The 16,974-nt window shown below is 57.2% G+C and carries 15 protein-coding genes and 1 pseudogene; 6 read left to right on the top strand and 10 right to left on the bottom strand.

Annotated elements, in window-relative coordinates; all coding sequences use genetic code 11:
* Positions 1-298 precede the first annotated feature (298 nt).
* On the bottom strand, positions 299-1,915 hold the full coding sequence (locus EH240_RS27995; RefSeq protein WP_125004661.1) for a phytoene desaturase family protein: 1,617 nt from the start codon (positions 1,913-1,915) through the stop codon (positions 299-301).
* A 152-nt stretch (positions 1,916-2,067) separates the two neighbouring features.
* Between EH240_RS27995 and EH240_RS27990 the strand changes: the two genes are divergently transcribed.
* A complete protein-coding gene (locus EH240_RS27990) occupies positions 2,068-2,649 on the top strand; it encodes a GNAT family N-acetyltransferase (protein ID WP_125004659.1) in 582 nt (193 codons plus the stop codon).
* A 119-nt stretch (positions 2,650-2,768) separates the two neighbouring features.
* Here EH240_RS27990 and EH240_RS27985 read toward each other — a convergent pair whose 3' ends face one another.
* The 6 genes from EH240_RS27985 to EH240_RS27960 form a co-directional block, all read right to left on the bottom strand.
* Entirely contained in the window at positions 2,769-3,791 is a 1,023-nt protein-coding gene (locus EH240_RS27985; RefSeq protein ID WP_125004657.1) for a histone deacetylase family protein, read from the bottom strand.
* Between the two features lie 19 nt (positions 3,792-3,810).
* Positions 3,811-5,358, bottom strand: a complete 1,548-nt coding sequence (locus EH240_RS27980) for a UxaA family hydrolase (protein WP_125004655.1) — start codon at positions 5,356-5,358, stop codon at positions 3,811-3,813.
* Positions 5,359-5,410: 52 nt separating this feature from the next.
* Positions 5,411-6,322 (bottom strand): dihydrodipicolinate synthase family protein, encoded by a 912-nt coding sequence (locus EH240_RS27975; RefSeq protein WP_125004654.1) that lies wholly within the window; start codon positions 6,320-6,322, stop codon positions 5,411-5,413.
* 159 nt (positions 6,323-6,481) lie between these two features.
* Positions 6,482-7,345: a fumarylacetoacetate hydrolase family protein gene (locus EH240_RS27970; RefSeq protein ID WP_125004652.1), complete on the bottom strand. Its 864-nt coding sequence runs from the start codon at positions 7,343-7,345 to the stop codon at positions 6,482-6,484.
* 16 nt (positions 7,346-7,361) lie between these two features.
* Positions 7,362-8,039 (bottom strand): hypothetical protein, encoded by a 678-nt coding sequence (locus tag EH240_RS27965; protein ID WP_206075336.1) that lies wholly within the window; start codon positions 8,037-8,039, stop codon positions 7,362-7,364.
* A complete protein-coding gene (locus tag EH240_RS27960) occupies positions 8,026-8,826 on the bottom strand; it encodes a fumarylacetoacetate hydrolase family protein (RefSeq protein WP_125004648.1) in 801 nt (266 codons plus the stop codon). Before EH240_RS27960 ends, EH240_RS27965 begins: the two co-directional genes overlap by 14 nt.
* Before the next feature lie 170 nt (positions 8,827-8,996).
* Between EH240_RS27960 and EH240_RS27955 the strand changes: the two genes are divergently transcribed.
* The 5 genes from EH240_RS27955 (at position 8,997) to EH240_RS27935 (ending at position 14,437) form a co-directional block, all read left to right on the top strand.
* On the top strand, positions 8,997-10,499 hold the full coding sequence (locus EH240_RS27955; protein WP_245436428.1) for an FAD-dependent oxidoreductase: 1,503 nt from the start codon (positions 8,997-8,999) through the stop codon (positions 10,497-10,499).
* A gap of 44 nt (positions 10,500-10,543) precedes the next feature.
* A complete protein-coding gene (locus tag EH240_RS27950) occupies positions 10,544-10,942 on the top strand; it encodes a RidA family protein (protein ID WP_125004646.1) in 399 nt (132 codons plus the stop codon).
* Positions 10,943-11,122: 180 nt separating this feature from the next.
* Complete coding sequence (locus EH240_RS27945; RefSeq protein ID WP_125004644.1) at positions 11,123-12,250, top strand: S-(hydroxymethyl)glutathione dehydrogenase/class III alcohol dehydrogenase; 1,128 nt, start codon at positions 11,123-11,125, stop codon at positions 12,248-12,250.
* A gap of 70 nt (positions 12,251-12,320) precedes the next feature.
* A complete protein-coding gene (gene gfa, locus EH240_RS27940) occupies positions 12,321-12,890 on the top strand; it encodes an S-(hydroxymethyl)glutathione synthase (RefSeq protein ID WP_125004642.1) in 570 nt (189 codons plus the stop codon).
* A 176-nt stretch (positions 12,891-13,066) separates the two neighbouring features.
* Positions 13,067-14,437 carry a Zn-dependent hydrolase gene (locus EH240_RS27935; RefSeq protein WP_125004640.1) on the top strand — a complete coding sequence of 457 codons (1,371 nt, stop codon included), beginning with the start codon at positions 13,067-13,069 and terminating at the stop codon, positions 14,435-14,437.
* 52 nt (positions 14,438-14,489) lie between these two features.
* Here EH240_RS27935 and EH240_RS39260 read toward each other — a convergent pair whose 3' ends face one another.
* The 3 genes and pseudogenes from EH240_RS39260 to EH240_RS39255 all read right to left on the bottom strand — a co-directional run bounded on the left by EH240_RS39260 (position 14,490) and on the right by EH240_RS39255 (position 15,467).
* Complete coding sequence (locus EH240_RS39260) at positions 14,490-14,969, bottom strand: transposase (RefSeq protein ID WP_245436426.1); 480 nt, start codon at positions 14,967-14,969, stop codon at positions 14,490-14,492.
* A pseudogene (gene tnpB / locus EH240_RS27920) lies at positions 14,966-15,288 on the bottom strand (IS66 family insertion sequence element accessory protein TnpB). The gene EH240_RS39260 and the pseudogene tnpB overlap by 4 nt, the downstream one beginning before the upstream one ends.
* Complete coding sequence (locus tag EH240_RS39255) at positions 15,285-15,467, bottom strand: hypothetical protein (protein WP_245436424.1); 183 nt, start codon at positions 15,465-15,467, stop codon at positions 15,285-15,287. Before EH240_RS39255 ends, tnpB begins: the two are co-directional and overlap by 4 nt.
* Positions 15,468-16,974: the final 1,507 nt, after the last annotated feature.

Raw genomic sequence — 16,974 nt, 5'->3', positions numbered from 1 at the left:
CAGGTCATCCTGAAGCGTGTCGGCAGCCGCAGATTTGCCCGTTAGTTTCCTCTGTGGCTGAGGCGGTTGCTCGCTACATCGATACCGTGCGGCCGCCGTCATTTATTCTTTATGCAAGCTGAAGGCAGGGAGCATCTATGATGTCGCCAATCGGAGATTTGCTGCGTTCGGAATCGACGCTTACACCGCGGCGGCCATGCGCGACGCCACGCCTGTGCGCCGTCCCAAGATCTCCTAGGGAGAAGCGCACTCGCTCAATTTCTGGATGCGCTCGCCATCGCTGTCTGCCGAATCCCCGTCAAGCGGCCATGCGACGCCTCTTGAAATCTCTAATGATCTCCCGTGCGGCGTTGTGGCCGGGCATGCCAGAAACGCCGCCTCCAGGATGAGTCCCGGAACCGCACATATAGAGGTTGGGTATGGGACCGCGATATTGAGCATAGCCCCCCACCGGTCGCATAGAATAAAGCTGATCCAGGTGCAGGGCGCCGTGGAAGATGTCGCCTCCGACTAGGCCGAACTCACGTTCCAAGTCCAACGGTGTCAGTACCTGCCGGCCGAGGATGCTCGATTTGAGATTTGGAGCGTATTTACCAATGGTCGCGATGATCAGGTCAGCCACTTCTGTCTTTACGTCGTCCCAGGTCTTACCGCCAGAAAGCTGAGGATGGAAGTGCTGGCAAAAGACGCTCATAACGTGACGCCCCTGAGGTGCGAGGCTTCCGTCGTAAAGGCTCGGAATGTTCATTGAGACTACCGGCTCCTTTGACCAGGAGCCGCGCTTGGCATCGTCATAGGCACGCTCGAGGTAGTCGAGCGACCATGCTATGTGAATTCCGCCGCTGAGGGCCGTTTTAGGATCGGTTGCTAGGTCTAATCCGTTAAAGCGCGGCATCTCCGATAGAGCGAGATTCATCCGAAAAGACCCGGAGCGGCAACGCCATCCCTGGATTTGGCGAAGGAACTCTGAGTCGAGTGCTGATTGGTCGATCAGTTTGAGATATAGCAATTTTGGGCCTACGTTGGCGGCGATAGCACGTGCTCGAATGACACTGCCATCTTCCAACACAACGCCTCGTGCAGCCCCTCTTTCCACGATTACTTCGCGTACCCCAGCACTTACGCGGACTTCAGCGCCCTTCGACTCCGCCGACCGTGCCATTGCTTGAGTGATTGAGCCCATGCCGCCAATGGCATGTCCCCACGCACCCTTTTTGCCGTTGAGTTCCCCCAGCGCGTGATGGATAAGGACATAGGCACTCCCCGGGTGATAGGGGCTGACCATGTTTCCGACGATCGATTCATACCCGAGATTTCCCTTGAGTGGATCGAATTCGAACCATTCGTTCAGGTAGTCGCCGATGCTCATCGTCATCAAGTCTATGAACTCTCGCTGCATGGCAGGTTTCAGCTTACGGAAACGATTGCCTGAGGTCAGGAGTGTGAGCAAGTCCCCGACTCCACCGCCGATGTTTGGAGGTGTTTCAAGCAATGTGCCTCGAATTACGTCAGCAATAATTTGCAATTGATCATCGAAGACGCGAAATCGTTCGGCATCGAGCCGTGAAAACTTGGCGATTTCTCGCACTGCTGCGTCAACGTCGCCAGGTACGACCATGGCGCCGCCATCGGGCAAAGGTAGGTAGCTCGAGCTAGGCCGTTCCACGATTTTCAAGCCGTGGGCTCCGAGCTCCAAATCGCGGATAACTTTCGGATGAAGTAGGCTCACAACATATGAGCAGACTGAGTTGCGGAAGCCCGGGTGGAACTCTTCAGTGACCGCCGCGCCTCCAATAACGCCGCGTCTTTCCAGTACAATCGTCTTGATGCCGGCGCGTGCGAGGTAACCGGCTGTTGTCAACCCGTTGTGCCCACCGCCAACGATTATAACGTCGTAATCTGGTTTGAGCGCCACTCTGGTTTCCTCGCCGGCCAATCTATAACGGTGTTCTTAGTGGAACACCATCCTTTCATGCTTGTCAACCGCGGCGTCGCAGGTTACTTTGCGAACGGCGTCACATGGCTGCGTCCCCGGCAGCTTGATCGCGTCGCGGCCTGGAGGTTATGATGACGGTGTTACGCACAGCACGCTTGGTGATGCGAGAATGGAAGGACGAAGATATCGAACCAATCGCCAGAATGGTCGAAGACCCGAGGGTTGGAAAATATCTCTCAAAGTTCCGCGACCGTGCTGAGGTCGAGGCCTGGATAGACGCCGAGCGCGAGCATTTCAGACGCAAAGGATACGGCCTTTTTACAATTGAGCGGCCGGATCCGGCCGAATTTGTCGGGTTTTGCGGCCTTACCGACGTTGACTATGAAGCACATTTCACACCGGCCGTTGAAATCGGTTGGAGGTTACAGCCAGACTGCTGGGGAAAAGGATATGCCAGCGAAGCTGCAGCGGCCGTTCTCGATTTCGGCTTCGAAACTTTGAAGCTTAATGAAATCGTCGCGAACTCGTCCGTGGATAACTTCGCGTCACGAACTGTCATGGAACGCATTGGGATGTCGCATGATCCCAAGGACGACTTCGATCATCCGCTGAAGGCTCCCGATGACGTTTTGCACCGTCAGGTTCTTTACAGAATTAAAATTCAAGATTGGCATCGAATACATCAGGCGCAGCTCGCGCCATATAGCCCGTAGCTTGGAAAACGCAGGAGGGCAAATTTTCGGGTAGTGATGTCGCCAAATTGCATCGATCGCATGCCGAGCAAAAAAGTCAGGGGAAGCTTGTGTCTGATGGTTCCGGCACGAATCCTCGATTACTCCTCAATAGATCCTAGAAATGCTGCAAGATTATCGCCTAGCTCAGAGCAAGGGTATCCACCCTCCTGCAGCAAGGCGATCGGTTTGTCGAATGCTTTCATGGCTTCGGCCGCGTAACGAAAACCGTCGGTCGTGACGCCAAACACGCTGAGGGGGTCGCCGCGATATGCGTCAAGACCGAGCGAAACGAGGAGGACATCGGGCCCGTAACCCTCTATTCTCCGCATTCCCGCCTCGATCGCGCTTACAAACGCCGCATTGTCGCTGCCATGATCAAGGGGAAGATTAAGGTTGAATCCCTCACCGGCTCCAGAGCCAATCTCATCTGCATAGCCGCTGAAGAAAACCGGGAACCCGTCGGGATCGGCGTGAACAGAGACGGTCAGAACGTCAGACCGGTCATAAAAGATCTGCTGGGTGCCGTTGCCATGGTGGATATCAATGTCGAGAATTGCGACACGGTCCACGCCTTTCATCCGTAGCGACTCGGCGAGCGTTGCTACATTGTTGAGATAACAAAATCCCCAAGCCATCTCGGTGCAAGCGTGATGGCCAGGTGGGCGACAAAGTCCATAAGAACGGCGCTCACCACGCGCAATTAAATCACTGACGTTAAGAGCGACATCGATACTAGATCGTGCTGCTGGCCAAGTTCCGCGTCCAATGGGACAGGCTGTGTCGGCCTGGTGGAATCCGGCTCGTGCAACGATATGGCTAGCGTAGTGTGACGCGAAGCGGTTCGGATGCGTATTAGGTACCATTTCTGACCCGGCATGCGGCAGGGCCAGCCATTCGTCGATGCCATTTTCCAAAAAGTCGAGGTACCGCGCCGTATGCACGCGCGACAGGATGGAGGCGTCGCTTGGGCTGGCCTCGAGGGCTTCGTGCCCGGCACCAATTGCCGACGAGAGAAGCATGTCGGCACGCTCGGGCCGCTCGGGGCTTTGCACGACCCTTCCGCGATGAATGAACGTTTGCGGGTCGTGGCTGCGGTGACCTTCCGAGTAAACGACTTTCATGGATATACCTTCTTGAGAACTATACCGTGGCCCCAAGGACCCATGGCGCGAACTCGGCTGCGCCAAAGTCGAACTCCTCGCTTTTGGTGCGCTCCCCGGAGGCGATGCGCAGGATCAGATCGAATATCCGTTTGCCGCATTCTTCAACGGTCTCACTCCCAGTAAGGACCTCGCCGCAATTCACGTCCATGTCGTCCTGCATGCGCTGGTACATGGCTGTATTTGATGCAAGTTTGATGGAGGGTGCAGGCTTGCAGCCGAACACGCTGCCGCGTCCCGTCGTGAAGCAGATAAGATTCGCGCCGCCTGCAACCTGGCCGGTTGCCGACACCGGGTCGTACCCGGGCGTGTCCATGAAAACCAAGCCAGGGCCTTTAACCGTCTCGCCGTATTTGACGACCTCGACGAGACTGGTCGTGCCGCCCTTAGCCATCGCCCCCAGCGATTTTTCGACGATGGTGCTTATCCCGCCAGCCATATTACCCGGCGAACGGTTGTCGTTCATTACGGCCCCTTCTCGCTTGAAGTAAGCATCCCACCAGTCCATAAGACTGATCAGCTTTTCGCCGACTTCGCGCGATACGGCGCGTCGCGTCAGCAGATGCTCGGCACCGTATGTTTCCGGAGTTTCTGACAGGATCACTGTGCCGCGCTGACGCACGAGCATATCGCTTGCAGCCCCAAGAGCTGGATTTGCCGTGACTCCTGAGAGGCCGTCAGAACCTCCGCACTGAAGCCCGACGATCAGTTCGCTTGCAGGGATCGGCTGTCGGGTGACCTCGTTCGAATCGCGAAGTACCTCCCGCACGAATTCAACCGCGGCTGCCACTGTTTTTCTGGCGCCTCCCATGGTCTGGATGTCCATACTGCGCACCCGGCCCACCAGACGTTGCTCTTCGAGCAGACCACCGATCTGGTTGACCTCACAGCCTAATCCCAAAACTATGACATGACTGAAATTGACATGGCGAGCATAGCCTCCCAACGTACGGCGCAGGAGATTCAGCGGCTCGCCGCCTGTCATGCCGCAACCAGTTTTATGTGTTAATGCGACGACGCCATCCACATTGGGAAACTCAGCCAGAGGATCGGTGCCGGTAAAAGGATTTTTCTTGAATACGTCGGCCACTACGTTGGCAACGTGACTGCTACAGTTCACACTGCTGAGGATCCCGACATAATTTCGCGTTGCAGCTCTGCCGTCTGGGCGGCGAATCCCCAAAAATGTCGCCGGGGCGTCGACATAGTCAGTCTGTCGAGCGTCGGCGCCGAAAGCATAATCCTTGTCGAAGTCACCTAGCGCCATGTTTTGAAGATGAACATGGGCGCCCGGTTCTATCTGTTTAGTAGCAAACCCGATGATCTGCCCGTAGCGAAGAACTGGGTCCCCCAACTTGATGGGCCTGATGGCGACTTTGTGGCCGGCCGGGATTGAACCTTTGGCAACCGCCAATGAGCCTAATAGCTCACCTTGCGCTATTAAACGCCGTGTGATCGCTACATTGTCGCGATCGTTTAGCACGAGCACCGGAGTCACCTCTTGGCGTTGCGAGGAATCGCTTTGCATCACTACTCCCATTGGAGGCTGGCGCCTGCACAGTGACCGCTATTGACCTCGTTTATGCGGCTTTCGAACTACGGCTCCTCAAGGAGGCGATGGTGTCGTTGATCACAGCGACGACCTTTTCGCGCTCCTCGCCGACCAAGGGCAAGCGGGGCGCACGCGTCCACTCGGGGGCCCCGTAGACGAGGTGCTCCGCGAGCTTGATGTATTGGACAAGCTTTACGCTGGTATCCAAATGAAATGCAGGCGTCATGACGCGGTACAAGGCCAAGGCCTCGGCGAACTTTCCAGCTCGCCCTAAATCAAAGATGCGGACGCATTCTTCAGGCCATGCATTCGTCATGCCGGAAACCCACCCGGTCACGCCCAGGGTGAGGCTCTCCAGGATCAAATCGTCGACGCCACAGAACACTGCAAAACGATCGCCGAATTCGTTGTAAAGATCAGTCACGCGCCGAATGTCACCAGACTCCTCCTTGATGCAGACGATCTGATCGACATCTTCCAGAGTCCGCAGGATCGCCGGCGTCACGTCGACCCCATAAGCGATGGGATTGTTATAAATCATGATCGGGAGGTCGCATTCAGCCGCAAGCGTGCGATACCATTCAGAAGTTTCGCGGGCGTCGGATTTGTACGCGATACTTGGAAAAGCCATCAGTCCTTCCGCCCCGAAGGTTTGGAACTTGCGCGCTGTGTCCGCCGCAGACTCCGTTGAAACTTCGGCAAGGCCCGAAAGAAGCGGAACTCGCCCGGCGACGACTTCCTTCGCGGCTCGAATGACCTTTTCTTTTTCGGCCAGCTTCAACGATGCGTTCTCACCCAACATTGGAAGAACGATGATTCCGGAAACACCGTTTTTGATAAGTCGCTCGATGCTGCTTTGCGTCGACAGGATATCAACCGCGCCATTCTCCTGCAGCTTGGTCGTCACCGCCGGGAAAACACCTGTCCATTTAGCTGTCATAATAAATCCCTCTGTTAGCGCCAACACGCCACACTCAAACGACGTTCTTCGTGGAATATCGTTCTAGTATGGCGCTGTGGTCCTGTCAATTCATAGGGGCCGGGGGTCGGTGATATCTTCGCACGCAATCGGGTATGTTTCTGAGGCGCCGAGCGTTCATCAGACGCCAACCGTACGTGGCTGTCGGAGGACCACATTTTGCCTCTGCCGGCCCAGCCCGTCGGCGCCCAACTCGACTACGTCACCCGGTTTCAGAAATACTGGTGGCTTCATCCCAAGCCCCACACCGTGAGGCGTGCCGGTCGTGATGACGTCTCCGGGTTCAAGCGCCATGAATTTGGAAATGTACGAGATCAGGTGGGTAAACGGGAAGATCATCTTGGCTGTGGATCCCGACTGCCTGACGACGCCATTTACCGTAAGCCACAAATTCAGGGTCTGCGGATCGAGGATTTCATCCGCCGTCACCAGCCAAGGCCCGAGCGGTCCAAAGCTTGGCGAAGATTTGCCCTTAATCCACTGCCCGCCACGATGTATCTGGGAATCCCGATCGGATACGTCGTGACAGATCATATAGCCTGCCACCGCTGAAAGCGCCTCTTCTTCCGCGAGCTCAAAGGCGTGCTCGCCAATGACGACGGCGACCTCCGCCTCCCAGTCAAGCGTTGTGCAGGCAGGTGGCATCTGGACGTCGTCATGAGGTCCAACGATGCATGACGGCGCCTTGGAAAAGATCACCGGCTGGTCTGGGATGGGAGTATCGGTTTCGATGGCGTGATCTGTGTAATTCAGGCCCACGGCGATAAAGTGACGGACGTCAGCCACCGGGGGGCCAAGGCGAACACTGTCGTCCGCCCGCGGCAATGACGAAGGAACAACCGAGCGCAACATATCCAAGCCAGCACGGGATAGCGTGCTGGCCTGAATATCTGACACCACGCTGCCAAGGTCTCGAATAAATCCATCATCGTCCAGCAACCCCGGTCGCTCGAAGCCAGCTGGTCCAAATCGCAGAAGTTTCATATCAATGCCCTTAAGGTCAGCCGGCTGCAGCGTCGGTCTTTAAGCGCGTATATTCCAGCACGTAGCGGCCCACCTGCGCATCTCGGACCAAAGGGTGCTGCATAACAGCCTGTATCGGTTCTTCTAAAGACTCTACGGTGCATGCCTCCAAGAGAATAAACCAATTGGGCGGCGCATCATAATCTGTACGCCCTTCACTCTCCGCACTGCGCGCCTGAGTGGCCTCCTCATCCGCTTTGCAGAGATGCGCTCCAGTCAGGAGCGGGAGTGGCGTGATGCTGTGCACGAGCTCCGATAGCTCATCGACTGCTTGCTGGTCATCGGCTGCGGCTGACTGGAAGCGCACTGTGGCAAGGGCGCCACCAGGCCCAGGACCATTGGACGACAAAACCCGCGCCAGTCCGCGAGAGGTATTGATAAAATGCGATGTCGCGCGCCTCGTCCACGGCGTCGGTGCATTCAGACGCCTAGCATATTCATCGCCCGTGATAACGTCGAATTGCTCGACTTCGTAGAGGGTAAAGAACTCAGGATGGGTTTCTGAGTCTGCGGCTCGAAAGCGTCGCCCCCGCAAAAACCCGGGAATGCCGGTTCTTTCGGGCATGTGCTCGTGTATGTGCCATTGATAGAAATCCAGGCGGCCCGCTTCGGATATCCCGTTCCAGATGGCCACCATGCCTTTACCGCAAAGCATAGATTTCTCCGCTGTTCTCAAATTTATTCAATGTCACCGAAACGGGCGCGAAACCGTCAAACTCGGCGACAATTTGGTCGCCGGGATTTGCGGTATGAAAACCGGTGTAGCTTCCTGTCGTGACAATCTCGCCGGGCCGAAGCGCAATCCCCCTTGTTCGAAGATCGTTGGCCAACAGGACGAGGAGTCCAACGAGGTCTCCGCGAGGGTGGCCTCCGATTGTCTGGCACACGGTTTCTCCGTTGATGCCAAGGCGAGCATGAAGGGCATCGAGAGGGTTATCTCGCCAGTTCTTATTTAGCTGTCCGCAGATAAGAGCACCGTTCGCCAGCAGGTCCGCGACCATCGCATTGCGGGGAATTGAGAACTTGCTCGCCCACCGGCTATCTGCGATCTCAACTGCTGCACAAGCACCGTCGATAGCCTCAATGATGTGCTGGCTGGCGAAGCCATCCCTGCCCGGGACTGGCTCTCTCGCAAAATGGAAGGCGATCTCACACTCAACGCCGCCGAGACCGTAGATCGTCGGAGAAATCGACGCCGGGCTATGAAAGAGACGGCTCTTTAGGAGGGGCGCTGATACCAGGTCGCCGTCCGGCAAAGCTGCGACTTTCCAGCCGCCGGTGGGTGACAGCGCGGCAACAATGTCATGCTGAATGCTCAAAGCCTGAGGGCGGGTCAGCGCTGCCAGATCTGAGATATCGGCAGGAACGCGATAATCGCTCCCATGTGCTGCAACGAGCTTTTGGGCCACGCCTTTTGAAAATTCGCTTGCTATGTCTGACATGTCATACTATCTGGAATAATGTTCTAACAGCGAATATCCGCTTTCTCGGCCTTGGTCAACCGGCTTGCCAAAAAAGGACGACAAATCTGTCAAAGGCAGTCAGCACCAACATTGCTATGAGCCGGGATCCTGTTGGCGACATTGGAAGCTCGGTTGAAGGGAGGGAATTCGTGCCAGATAGCGCTGTGACTGCCGCAGACGTTATTGTTGTAGGAGCCGGAGGCTCTGGCCTGTTCGCTGCGGTCGAGGCAGCTGAACTCGGGCGACGGGTACTGGTCCTCGAGAAGAATCCGAAACCAGGCGGCACGACAAATTGGGCGATCGGTTCCCTGTCGTCGAGTGCATCGCCGATGCAGGCTGCTATTGGCATCCACGACACGCCGGCAGCTCATTTTGAGGACATGGCCCTGTTTCACGGAGGGCTGTTGGCTCGAGACAATCCCGAACTTCGTAAGGCCTTTGTAGAAAATGTTCCTGATACTCTCAGGAAACTGCTCGACATGGGGGTCGTCTTTTTCGGCCCGATGCCCGAGCCTCCTCACCGCGCTCCTCGCATGCACAACGTTTTGCCGAATTCGCGTGCGTACGCACACGCATTATATCGGCGCGCCCGTGAGCTCGGGGTGGATATCCGCCTTAATCATCGCGCCCATCGTCTTCTTATCGAAAACGGAAGGGTTGTCGGTGTCGAGGCGGAAGCTGATGGCGCACTCCGCCGTTTTTTTGCGCGCCGAGGTGTTGTCCTAGCTGGCGGTGACTTCAGCGCCAACGCAGAAATGAAACGAATTTATGCCGGTGAGGCCATCTCGCGAGCGGGTGCTTTGGTTGAAGCGAGCACCGGTGACGCTCATCAGCTCGCACTGGACGTTGGCGCAGAAATTGTGAACGGCGACGTGGTCAGCGGCCCGCAGCTTCGGTTCGTACCTCCGAAGATCAATCTCATGACAATGTTACCGCCGAGCCGGCTCCTCGCCTTGCTGATGAAATGGTCGATGGCTACCCTGCCTCAGCCGGTCATTCGACCCTTTATTATGATGTTTCTTACGACAGTCCTGGAACCCCAGCGGAAATTATATGAAAGCGGAGCGATCCTGATAAACGCTGATGGCAAAAGGTTCGCTGACGAGTGTGACAAGCCGCAGTTCGCCGTGCTGGAGCAGCCAAAAAAAGAAGCATACATCATCCTCGACAACGTCCTCGCCAAGAAATTCAGCGGTTGGCCCAACTATATATCGACTGCTCCCGGCGTAGCCTATGCCTACCTTCCAGATTACAGGCGAAATCGCAGAGATATCTATAATGTGGCGAGTTCATTGGGTGATCTCGCCACAAAGATCGGCGTTCCTCCAGATAGTCTTAAGAAAACCGTGGAGGACTACAATCATAGCCCCCGTGAGGGAACGCCAGGTCTGTTACAGCCCCCATTCATCGCACTCGGACCGGTTCGAAGCTGGGTTTTGACTGAAGGGGGTTTAAAAATCTCGCCCTCTATGGAGGTTCTCTCGAAAAGTGGTGGGACCATCCCGGGTCTTTATGCGGCTGGGGCAACCGGTCAGGGGGGAATTATCCTGGAAGGCCATGGCCACCATTTGGGATGGGCATTTACATCCGGGAGATTGGCGGGCCGAGCTGCTGCCCTACAGGAACGACTTCAGCGTGCTTCAGGCAGGTAGCAGCATCACAATACGCACATCATCCAGTTGGAGAATGCTTCCCTATGGAAAGTAATTTGACCCCCGTTTTTCCCTCAGACCCGGCAAGGCCAAGCTTTTCTCAAGGTATGATCCTCAAGGGGAGTGGGATGTTCGTGTCTAGTGGACATATCGGGGTAGATGACGATGGAAAATTGGTCGTGTCCTCCTTAGAGGATCAAGTCGTGGCAGTGTTCGAGGGTATTGGTCGTACGTTGATCGCCGCGGGCCTGGGTTTTGAGCACGTTGCGCGAGTTACGTATTACATTACAGACCTAGAGCCGCGGATAATGGAAGCCGTTCGAAAGGTTCGTAACCGCTATCTCCGTGCCGACGCCCCACCCGCGTCGGTGTTAATCGGTATCTCAGCTCTTCCAGATCCCGGCGCGCGTATCGAGGTCGAGGTCGTGGCCGTGGTGCCGTGAAAATGTTGGCAGCAGATATCGTGTTATTCATTGTTGGTGACGACCGGTTTGGCCGGCCTTCCATAGTGCTCGAGCGGATCTGGTCGCTTCTTGGCGACTGTCGCGGCAATCCGCGCGACGGTGCCTCGTGCTGCCAAATTTGTCTGAACATGTAATCAACCATCATTCCAAGGATCAACCATGGATGTCCGTGCAGCCGTCGCTGTTCAAGCCGGCAAACCTCTTGAAGTGATGACGGTTAAGCTGGAAGGCCCTCGCGAGGGCGAGGTGCTGGTCGAGATCAAGGCAACCGGCATCTGCCACACCGACGAGTTCACTTTGTCTGGCGCCGACCCCGAAGGCCTGTTTCCGGCCATCCTCGGCCATGAGGGCGCCGGTGTCGTCGTCGATGTCGGCAAGGGCGTTACCTCGGTCAGGAAGGGCGACCACGTCATCCCGCTCTATACGCCGGAATGCCGGCAGTGCCCGTCCTGCCTGTCGCGCAAGACCAATCTGTGCACCGCCATCCGCGCCACGCAGGGACAGGGCTTGATGCCCGACGGCACCTCGCGCTTCTCGATCGGCAAGGACAGGCTGTTCCACTATATGGGCTGCTCGACCTTTTCCAACTTCACCGTGCTGCCCGAGATCGCGGTGGCCAAGGTCAATGCCGACGCACCGTTCGACAAGATTTGCTACATCGGCTGCGGCGTCACCACCGGCATCGGTGCTGTCATCAACACCGCCAAGGTCGAGCAAGGCGCGACGGCGGTCGTCTTCGGTCTCGGCGGCATCGGCCTCAACGTCATCCAGGGCCTGCGCCTGGCCGGCGCCGACATGATCATCGGCGTCGACCTGAACAACGACAAGAAGCAATGGGGCGAGAAATTCGGCATGACGCATTTCGTCAATCCGAAGGAGATCGACGGCGACATCGTGGCTCATCTCGTCAACATGACCAAGCGCGGCGCCGACCAGATCGGCGGCGCCGACTACACGTTCGACTGCACCGGCAGCACCAAGGTGATGCGGCAGGCGCTTGAAGCCTCGCATCGCGGCTGGGGCAAGTCGGTGGTTATCGGCGTTGCCGGCGCCGGCCAGGAGATTGCGACGCGGCCGTTCCAGCTCGTCACCGGCCGCACCTGGATGGGCACCGCCTTCGGCGGCGCGCGCGGCCGCACCGACGTGCCGAAGATCGTCGACTGGTACATGGCCGGCAAGATCGAGATCGATCCGATGATCACCCACACGCTGAAGCTCGAGGACATCAACAAGGGCTTTGACCTGATGCATGAAGGCAAGTCGATCAGGAGCGTGGTGGTTTACTGAGGAGGAGAAAGCCGCCGGCTAACCAGCCAGCGGCCGAAAATGCAGATGTTCAACACGGGAGGAGACAAAAATGCCGGAAAAACTGCATCCTAAAATCGACAATGGACTGCCCCGGGAAAAGGCCGACTTTGCCGGCGGCACGCTGGTCTGCGCCTGCACCAGCAACCCGGTCAAGGTCAAGGTCAAGGGCCAGATCGCCCACAACCATGCCTGCGGCTGCACCAAATGCTGGAAGCCGGAAAGCGCACTGTTCTCGGTCGTGGCGGTTGCCGGTACAAGCGACGTGACGGTGACCGAAAACGGCGACAAGCTGAAGGTGGTCGACCCGAGCGCGCTGATCCAGCGCCATGCCTGCACCGGCTGCGGCGTCCACATGCACGGCCCGGTCGAGCGCGACCACCCGTTCAAGGGGCTGAGCTTCATCCATCCCGAGCGCTTCGAAGAGGATGGCTGGTCGCCGCCGGACTTCACCGCCTTCGTCTCGTCGATCATCGAATCCGGTGTCGATCCGAGCCGCATGGACGGCATCCGCGGCCAGCTGAAGTCGATCGGCCTCGAACCCTATGACTGCCTCAACCCCGGCCTGATGGACTATATCGCCACCTGGACGGTGAAGAAGAACAACGTTCCGCCGGCATGAAGTCAGGAGCGCAGCCTTGCCGAAGTGGTGCTGCCTCTACACCACGGCTTACCTGTCGATCAGAGAGTCGCTCCAGAGGCTTTTGAGCAGTAGGGGAGAAAAGAGCCAGCAGGTTCGTGGAGAGTTCACCTCGGGACGAACGGCTCGCGCGCCGACAAAACGCGCATCCGACTACAATGACCGCAAAACAAATAGGAGAGACAAGAATGGCATCTATCACTTGCCAAGGAAATCTAAACATTGACGGAGAACGGCTCTGGCAATCGCTAATGTCCATGGCGGAGATTGGAGCGCTGCCTGGCGGAGGGTGCCGACGGCTTGGGTTGACGCCTGAGGATAGTGAGGCGCGGGCATTATTGGTAGAGTGGGCGATGGAAATAGGCTGCTCTGTGGGTCGCGATCTTGTCGGCAATCTCTTCATTCGACGTCTCGGAACACAGCCAGATCTCCCTCCAGTCATGGTGGGCAGTCATCTTGACACAGTTGCAACAGGCGGCCGGTTCGACGGTGCCCTTGGTGTCCTTGGAGGCCTTGAGGTCATGCGAACCCTCCAGGATGCCAGCATTGCCAACGAGCGCACGATCGAGCTTGTCGTTTGGATTAACGAAGAAGGTGTGCGCTTCGTGCCTGGCAATACCGGAGCTTTCGCATTTGCAGGAGAGAATACTGTTGAACAGGTGTTGGCGGATACGGATCTACACGGGATATCGATCGGTGAAGCGCTGGCTGCTCTCAATGAGGCAGGGCAAGAGGCGGTCGGCGGAAGACCTGTGGAGGCATATTTCGAGCTTCATGTTGAGCAAGGTCCTTATCTGGAGAGAGCTGGTGTTCCCGTCGGGATCGTCACAGGAACATACACAATAAAGTACTTCGATCTCACTATCACGGGGCGTGCCGCACATCTGGCTCAACCGTTGCCAGATCGACAGGATGCCTTGGTTGGCGCTGCAGAAGCAATTATTGCGATCAGAAAAGTCGGTGCCACTTACGGCAACGATGGGCGATCTAATGCATCGTGGATCAATGTGTTTCCGAATGTCCGGGGGACAGTGGCTGAGTCTGTTCACATGTCTTGCGACGTCCGTCATGCTGACCCTGAGCGGGCGCGCGCCATGGCAGAAGATCTTGAAAAGGCCATTGAGGAGGCATCCCAACGCTCTGGTATGCCAATGACCCTGGAATCCACTCTTCAGTTCGGTCCGATCGAGTTCGATCCGGAACTCGTTGACTTGTTGCGCGCGACAGCACGGGCGCGTGGCCACAAGGCACAGGATATTCTTACTGTTGCCGGCCATGACGCCATCGCGCTCGCTTCGGTTTTACCCGCTGCTATGATCTTCGTGCCGAGTGCCGGTGGCCTGAGTCACAATGAGCGTGAATACACCGATCCAGAATCCTGCGCCATCGGAGCTGACATACTATTGCATGCCGTTCTCGCCAAAGCCGGGATCTCAGAACAGCCCTTGAAATTAGCCGAAGTAAATGTTGGGGTGATGGTCTGCTCAAACGGATGTTCAGGTAGCGGCTCAGGCTTTGCCGAACCCTGATCGGCACCTTCTGATTGGCAAATGGAGATGGTGAAGAAACCGCTCAGTCTGCTCATCGAGAGATGTCGGTCCTTCGTAAGCGCCTCACCGATCGCCTTCGGATGTGAGCTTGACGTTTTCCGGAATCGCCAGTGCATGAGATCCTCGATCTCGCTCTGGGGGTGGCCGTTGATGACGGCGTGGTTTCGGCGAGGTAGGCGCCGGGATTGACGTCGTTGAGCCGTGCGCATACGACGAAGGCCGCATGATTGGCACGCGCGCGTGCGCGCGGCGGGCTGTATGATGACTTTCGGTGAGGCCAGGCGGCCTGCTGATCGGCGGGCTTGGCGGCTTCGCGCACGCGCTTCCGTCCGAGGGCAGTATTTCGTGCGTCGAGCACACCCTGCGCGATCTCCACGTCTTCGAGCGGCAGATGGTATTGATCCGGATGCAGCTTCTCGGATTTGGCACCGAACTTCTCGTGGTTGAGTTGGCTGACGGTGCTGCTCTCTAGCCGGCGGCGCTCCTGCCACCGGAGACAACGCTGAGTCACTGGCACACACTCTCCGGCAAGCTGCGGACGCCGTGCCCCCGCGGGGCGACCAGTCTCCAATCCAGCCCTTCGAACAAGGGCGCGAACATCGTCGGCGCCATCCGCATCGCACCAGCCGCTTATGCACCAGCACCAGTCCAGTGCGATCCCACACCAAAGTCTTGATCCTGTCAGCCCTTTTGGCCCGGAAGACGAAGGCCGCCCCGCAGAATGGGCCAGGCCGAGCAGCTCCTGCACCTGCCAGCCCGTTTAGGCCGCGCCGGAAGTCGACGGGACGGGTCGCCATGTAGATCTTCAGATCGGCACCCGGCACAATCATCGCGAGGCCCGCACCGCACGGATCACCTGCGCCAACTGCTCGACGTTAACCGCCGTTCGGATCACCACGTCGCGGATCACAATCTCCACCTTCGCCGGCGCCACTCTCGGCTGGTTGCCCGGCCGCTGGGCCGGCGGCGAAGTCTCCTCCACCATCAGGGGCGCGAACAGCGGCGCCATGTTCTCCGGCAGTGCCAGTTGTCCTTCTCGAAGGCGTCGCCGCCAATCTTAGACCTAACAGCGCGTCGCGCCATGCTTGCGGGCGACCGCCGAAACCTGCACCCCCGGCATCAGCCTTTCGGTCGCAATCCGGGCTTTCTCACTCTGCGTGCGAGCCCGACGTTCCGTCGGACCTTCCAGAACCTCCAGCCTGCCTGCGTCGCCACTGGTCGAGACGTCCAATTGGACGTCCCATTTTGTCGTCTGCTCCCACGCGTGCGGATCCTCCTCTCCATCGCAGGATGTTCGCACATTCAACATGCGCCGCACGAGGGGACAGTGTGGCGCTTACGGTTCTTCGCTCAGTAGCCAGGGACAATTCCGGCGCCATGGCGACCGCATCGCAAATTTGGCGGAGCGGTCGATACCGCTCCTTAGCGCGCCGGTACACCTGTAGACGGTCGCCCTGCTTCCTTCAAAGCCAGGGGCCTAATTCGGTCCCACAGCTGCAGCCCGTCGTGCGGGCCTTCCCCAGCGCTTTTCGAGATAGTCTTGAAAAGGTTCCATGAGGACGGAGCGCGAGGGCGGCCGCCGGTGTTCGGGGTCACCGCTCGCTGCAGCGCCTCTCATGCCACTTACTCGATACGACTTTCTTGCAGCGCCGAACGATGCCGCACCCTCGCCGCTTGCCCAGGGTTCGCAGCCCTGGGGCCTATAGAGGTATATTCGATCGATTTCATTATTGCATCTATGATAAGGTAATGGAGAATTTGCAAACAATAGAAATACGAGCGACATATATTAAAAGAAGTTTTCAACTGTATAAAACAATATTAGCACAATCAGCCTTCCTAAGTCTGGTATTTTGTGCAAATATGGTTCATCGGCTTGGCAAAGCGTTTTTTGTTATCGTCCCTGCGGCTGTATAACGGCCAACTGTAAGGGCGATTAGAACTCTGCACAAAAAATTTAGGCTATAACGGCAATGCCTCAATTTGCGCTAACTCATACGACTTCCGTTAAAGGACGCGGCCCCGCCGTTCTAAATTCTATTGGACTGGATTCTGGAGGAGTCTTGAATTCCTATGTCAAGGCACCGACAGCGCGTCCCCTTCTTGAACTCGGGACGTCCTATGGCCGTTCGACGATCTACCTGGCCGAGCTAGCGCGTGTGACTGGCGGCATAGTGACGAGCTGCGACTTTGCCGCGGAAAAGCAGATCTTCACATATGACAAGGTCAGATGAGCCGGACTGAAAGCTAATATTGTTTTCGGCGAAGGAAATGCAATTAAAACTAAGAGCGGTTACAGGAAGTAATCGAGTTTTGCTTGATCGAGCCGCAGAAAATCTATTGCATAAGTGCGTTCCACGAACTCTATCCAAAGCCGTCGGCACCGGTTATGTCGTCGCCGACGACATTTCTAATCCCAGTCTCGGGCGAGAGTTACCGCCAACACATCGTCTGAAGAAGAATATCCAATCAATTCTACTGCCTATCGGGGGCCTAGAGCTATGGACGCGGCGTGC

The organism is Mesorhizobium tamadayense (assembly GCF_003863365.1).
GTDB lineage: Bacteria > Pseudomonadota > Alphaproteobacteria > Rhizobiales > Rhizobiaceae > Mesorhizobium > Mesorhizobium tamadayense.
Note: the sequence above shows the minus strand (reverse complement) of the source record. Positions and strands in the feature narration are given on the sequence as shown.

Coding starts and splice junctions, on each gene's coding strand:
- EH240_RS27965 (WP_206075336.1), bottom strand. CDS start 8,039: ATGCTTTGCGGTAAAGGCATGGTGGCCATCTGGAACGGGATATCCGAA.
- EH240_RS27980 (WP_125004655.1), bottom strand. CDS start 5,358: ATGCAAAGCGATTCCTCGCAACGCCAAGAGGTGACTCCGGTGCTCGTG.
- EH240_RS27960 (WP_125004648.1), bottom strand. CDS start 8,826: ATGTCAGACATAGCAAGCGAATTTTCAAAAGGCGTGGCCCAAAAGCTC.
- EH240_RS27935 (WP_125004640.1), top strand. CDS start 13,067: ATGACCGCAAAACAAATAGGAGAGACAAGAATGGCATCTATCACTTGC.
- EH240_RS27950 (WP_125004646.1), top strand. CDS start 10,544: ATGGAAAGTAATTTGACCCCCGTTTTTCCCTCAGACCCGGCAAGGCCA.
- gfa (WP_125004642.1), top strand. CDS start 12,321: ATGCCGGAAAAACTGCATCCTAAAATCGACAATGGACTGCCCCGGGAA.
- EH240_RS39255 (WP_245436424.1), bottom strand. CDS start 15,467: ATGGCGCCGCTGTTCGCGCCCCTGATGGTGGAGGAGACTTCGCCGCCG.
- EH240_RS27975 (WP_125004654.1), bottom strand. CDS start 6,322: ATGACAGCTAAATGGACAGGTGTTTTCCCGGCGGTGACGACCAAGCTG.
- EH240_RS27990 (WP_125004659.1), top strand. CDS start 2,068: ATGACGGTGTTACGCACAGCACGCTTGGTGATGCGAGAATGGAAGGAC.
- EH240_RS27970 (WP_125004652.1), bottom strand. CDS start 7,345: ATGAAACTTCTGCGATTTGGACCAGCTGGCTTCGAGCGACCGGGGTTG.
- EH240_RS27985 (WP_125004657.1), bottom strand. CDS start 3,791: ATGAAAGTCGTTTACTCGGAAGGTCACCGCAGCCACGACCCGCAAACG.
- EH240_RS27945 (WP_125004644.1), top strand. CDS start 11,123: ATGGATGTCCGTGCAGCCGTCGCTGTTCAAGCCGGCAAACCTCTTGAA.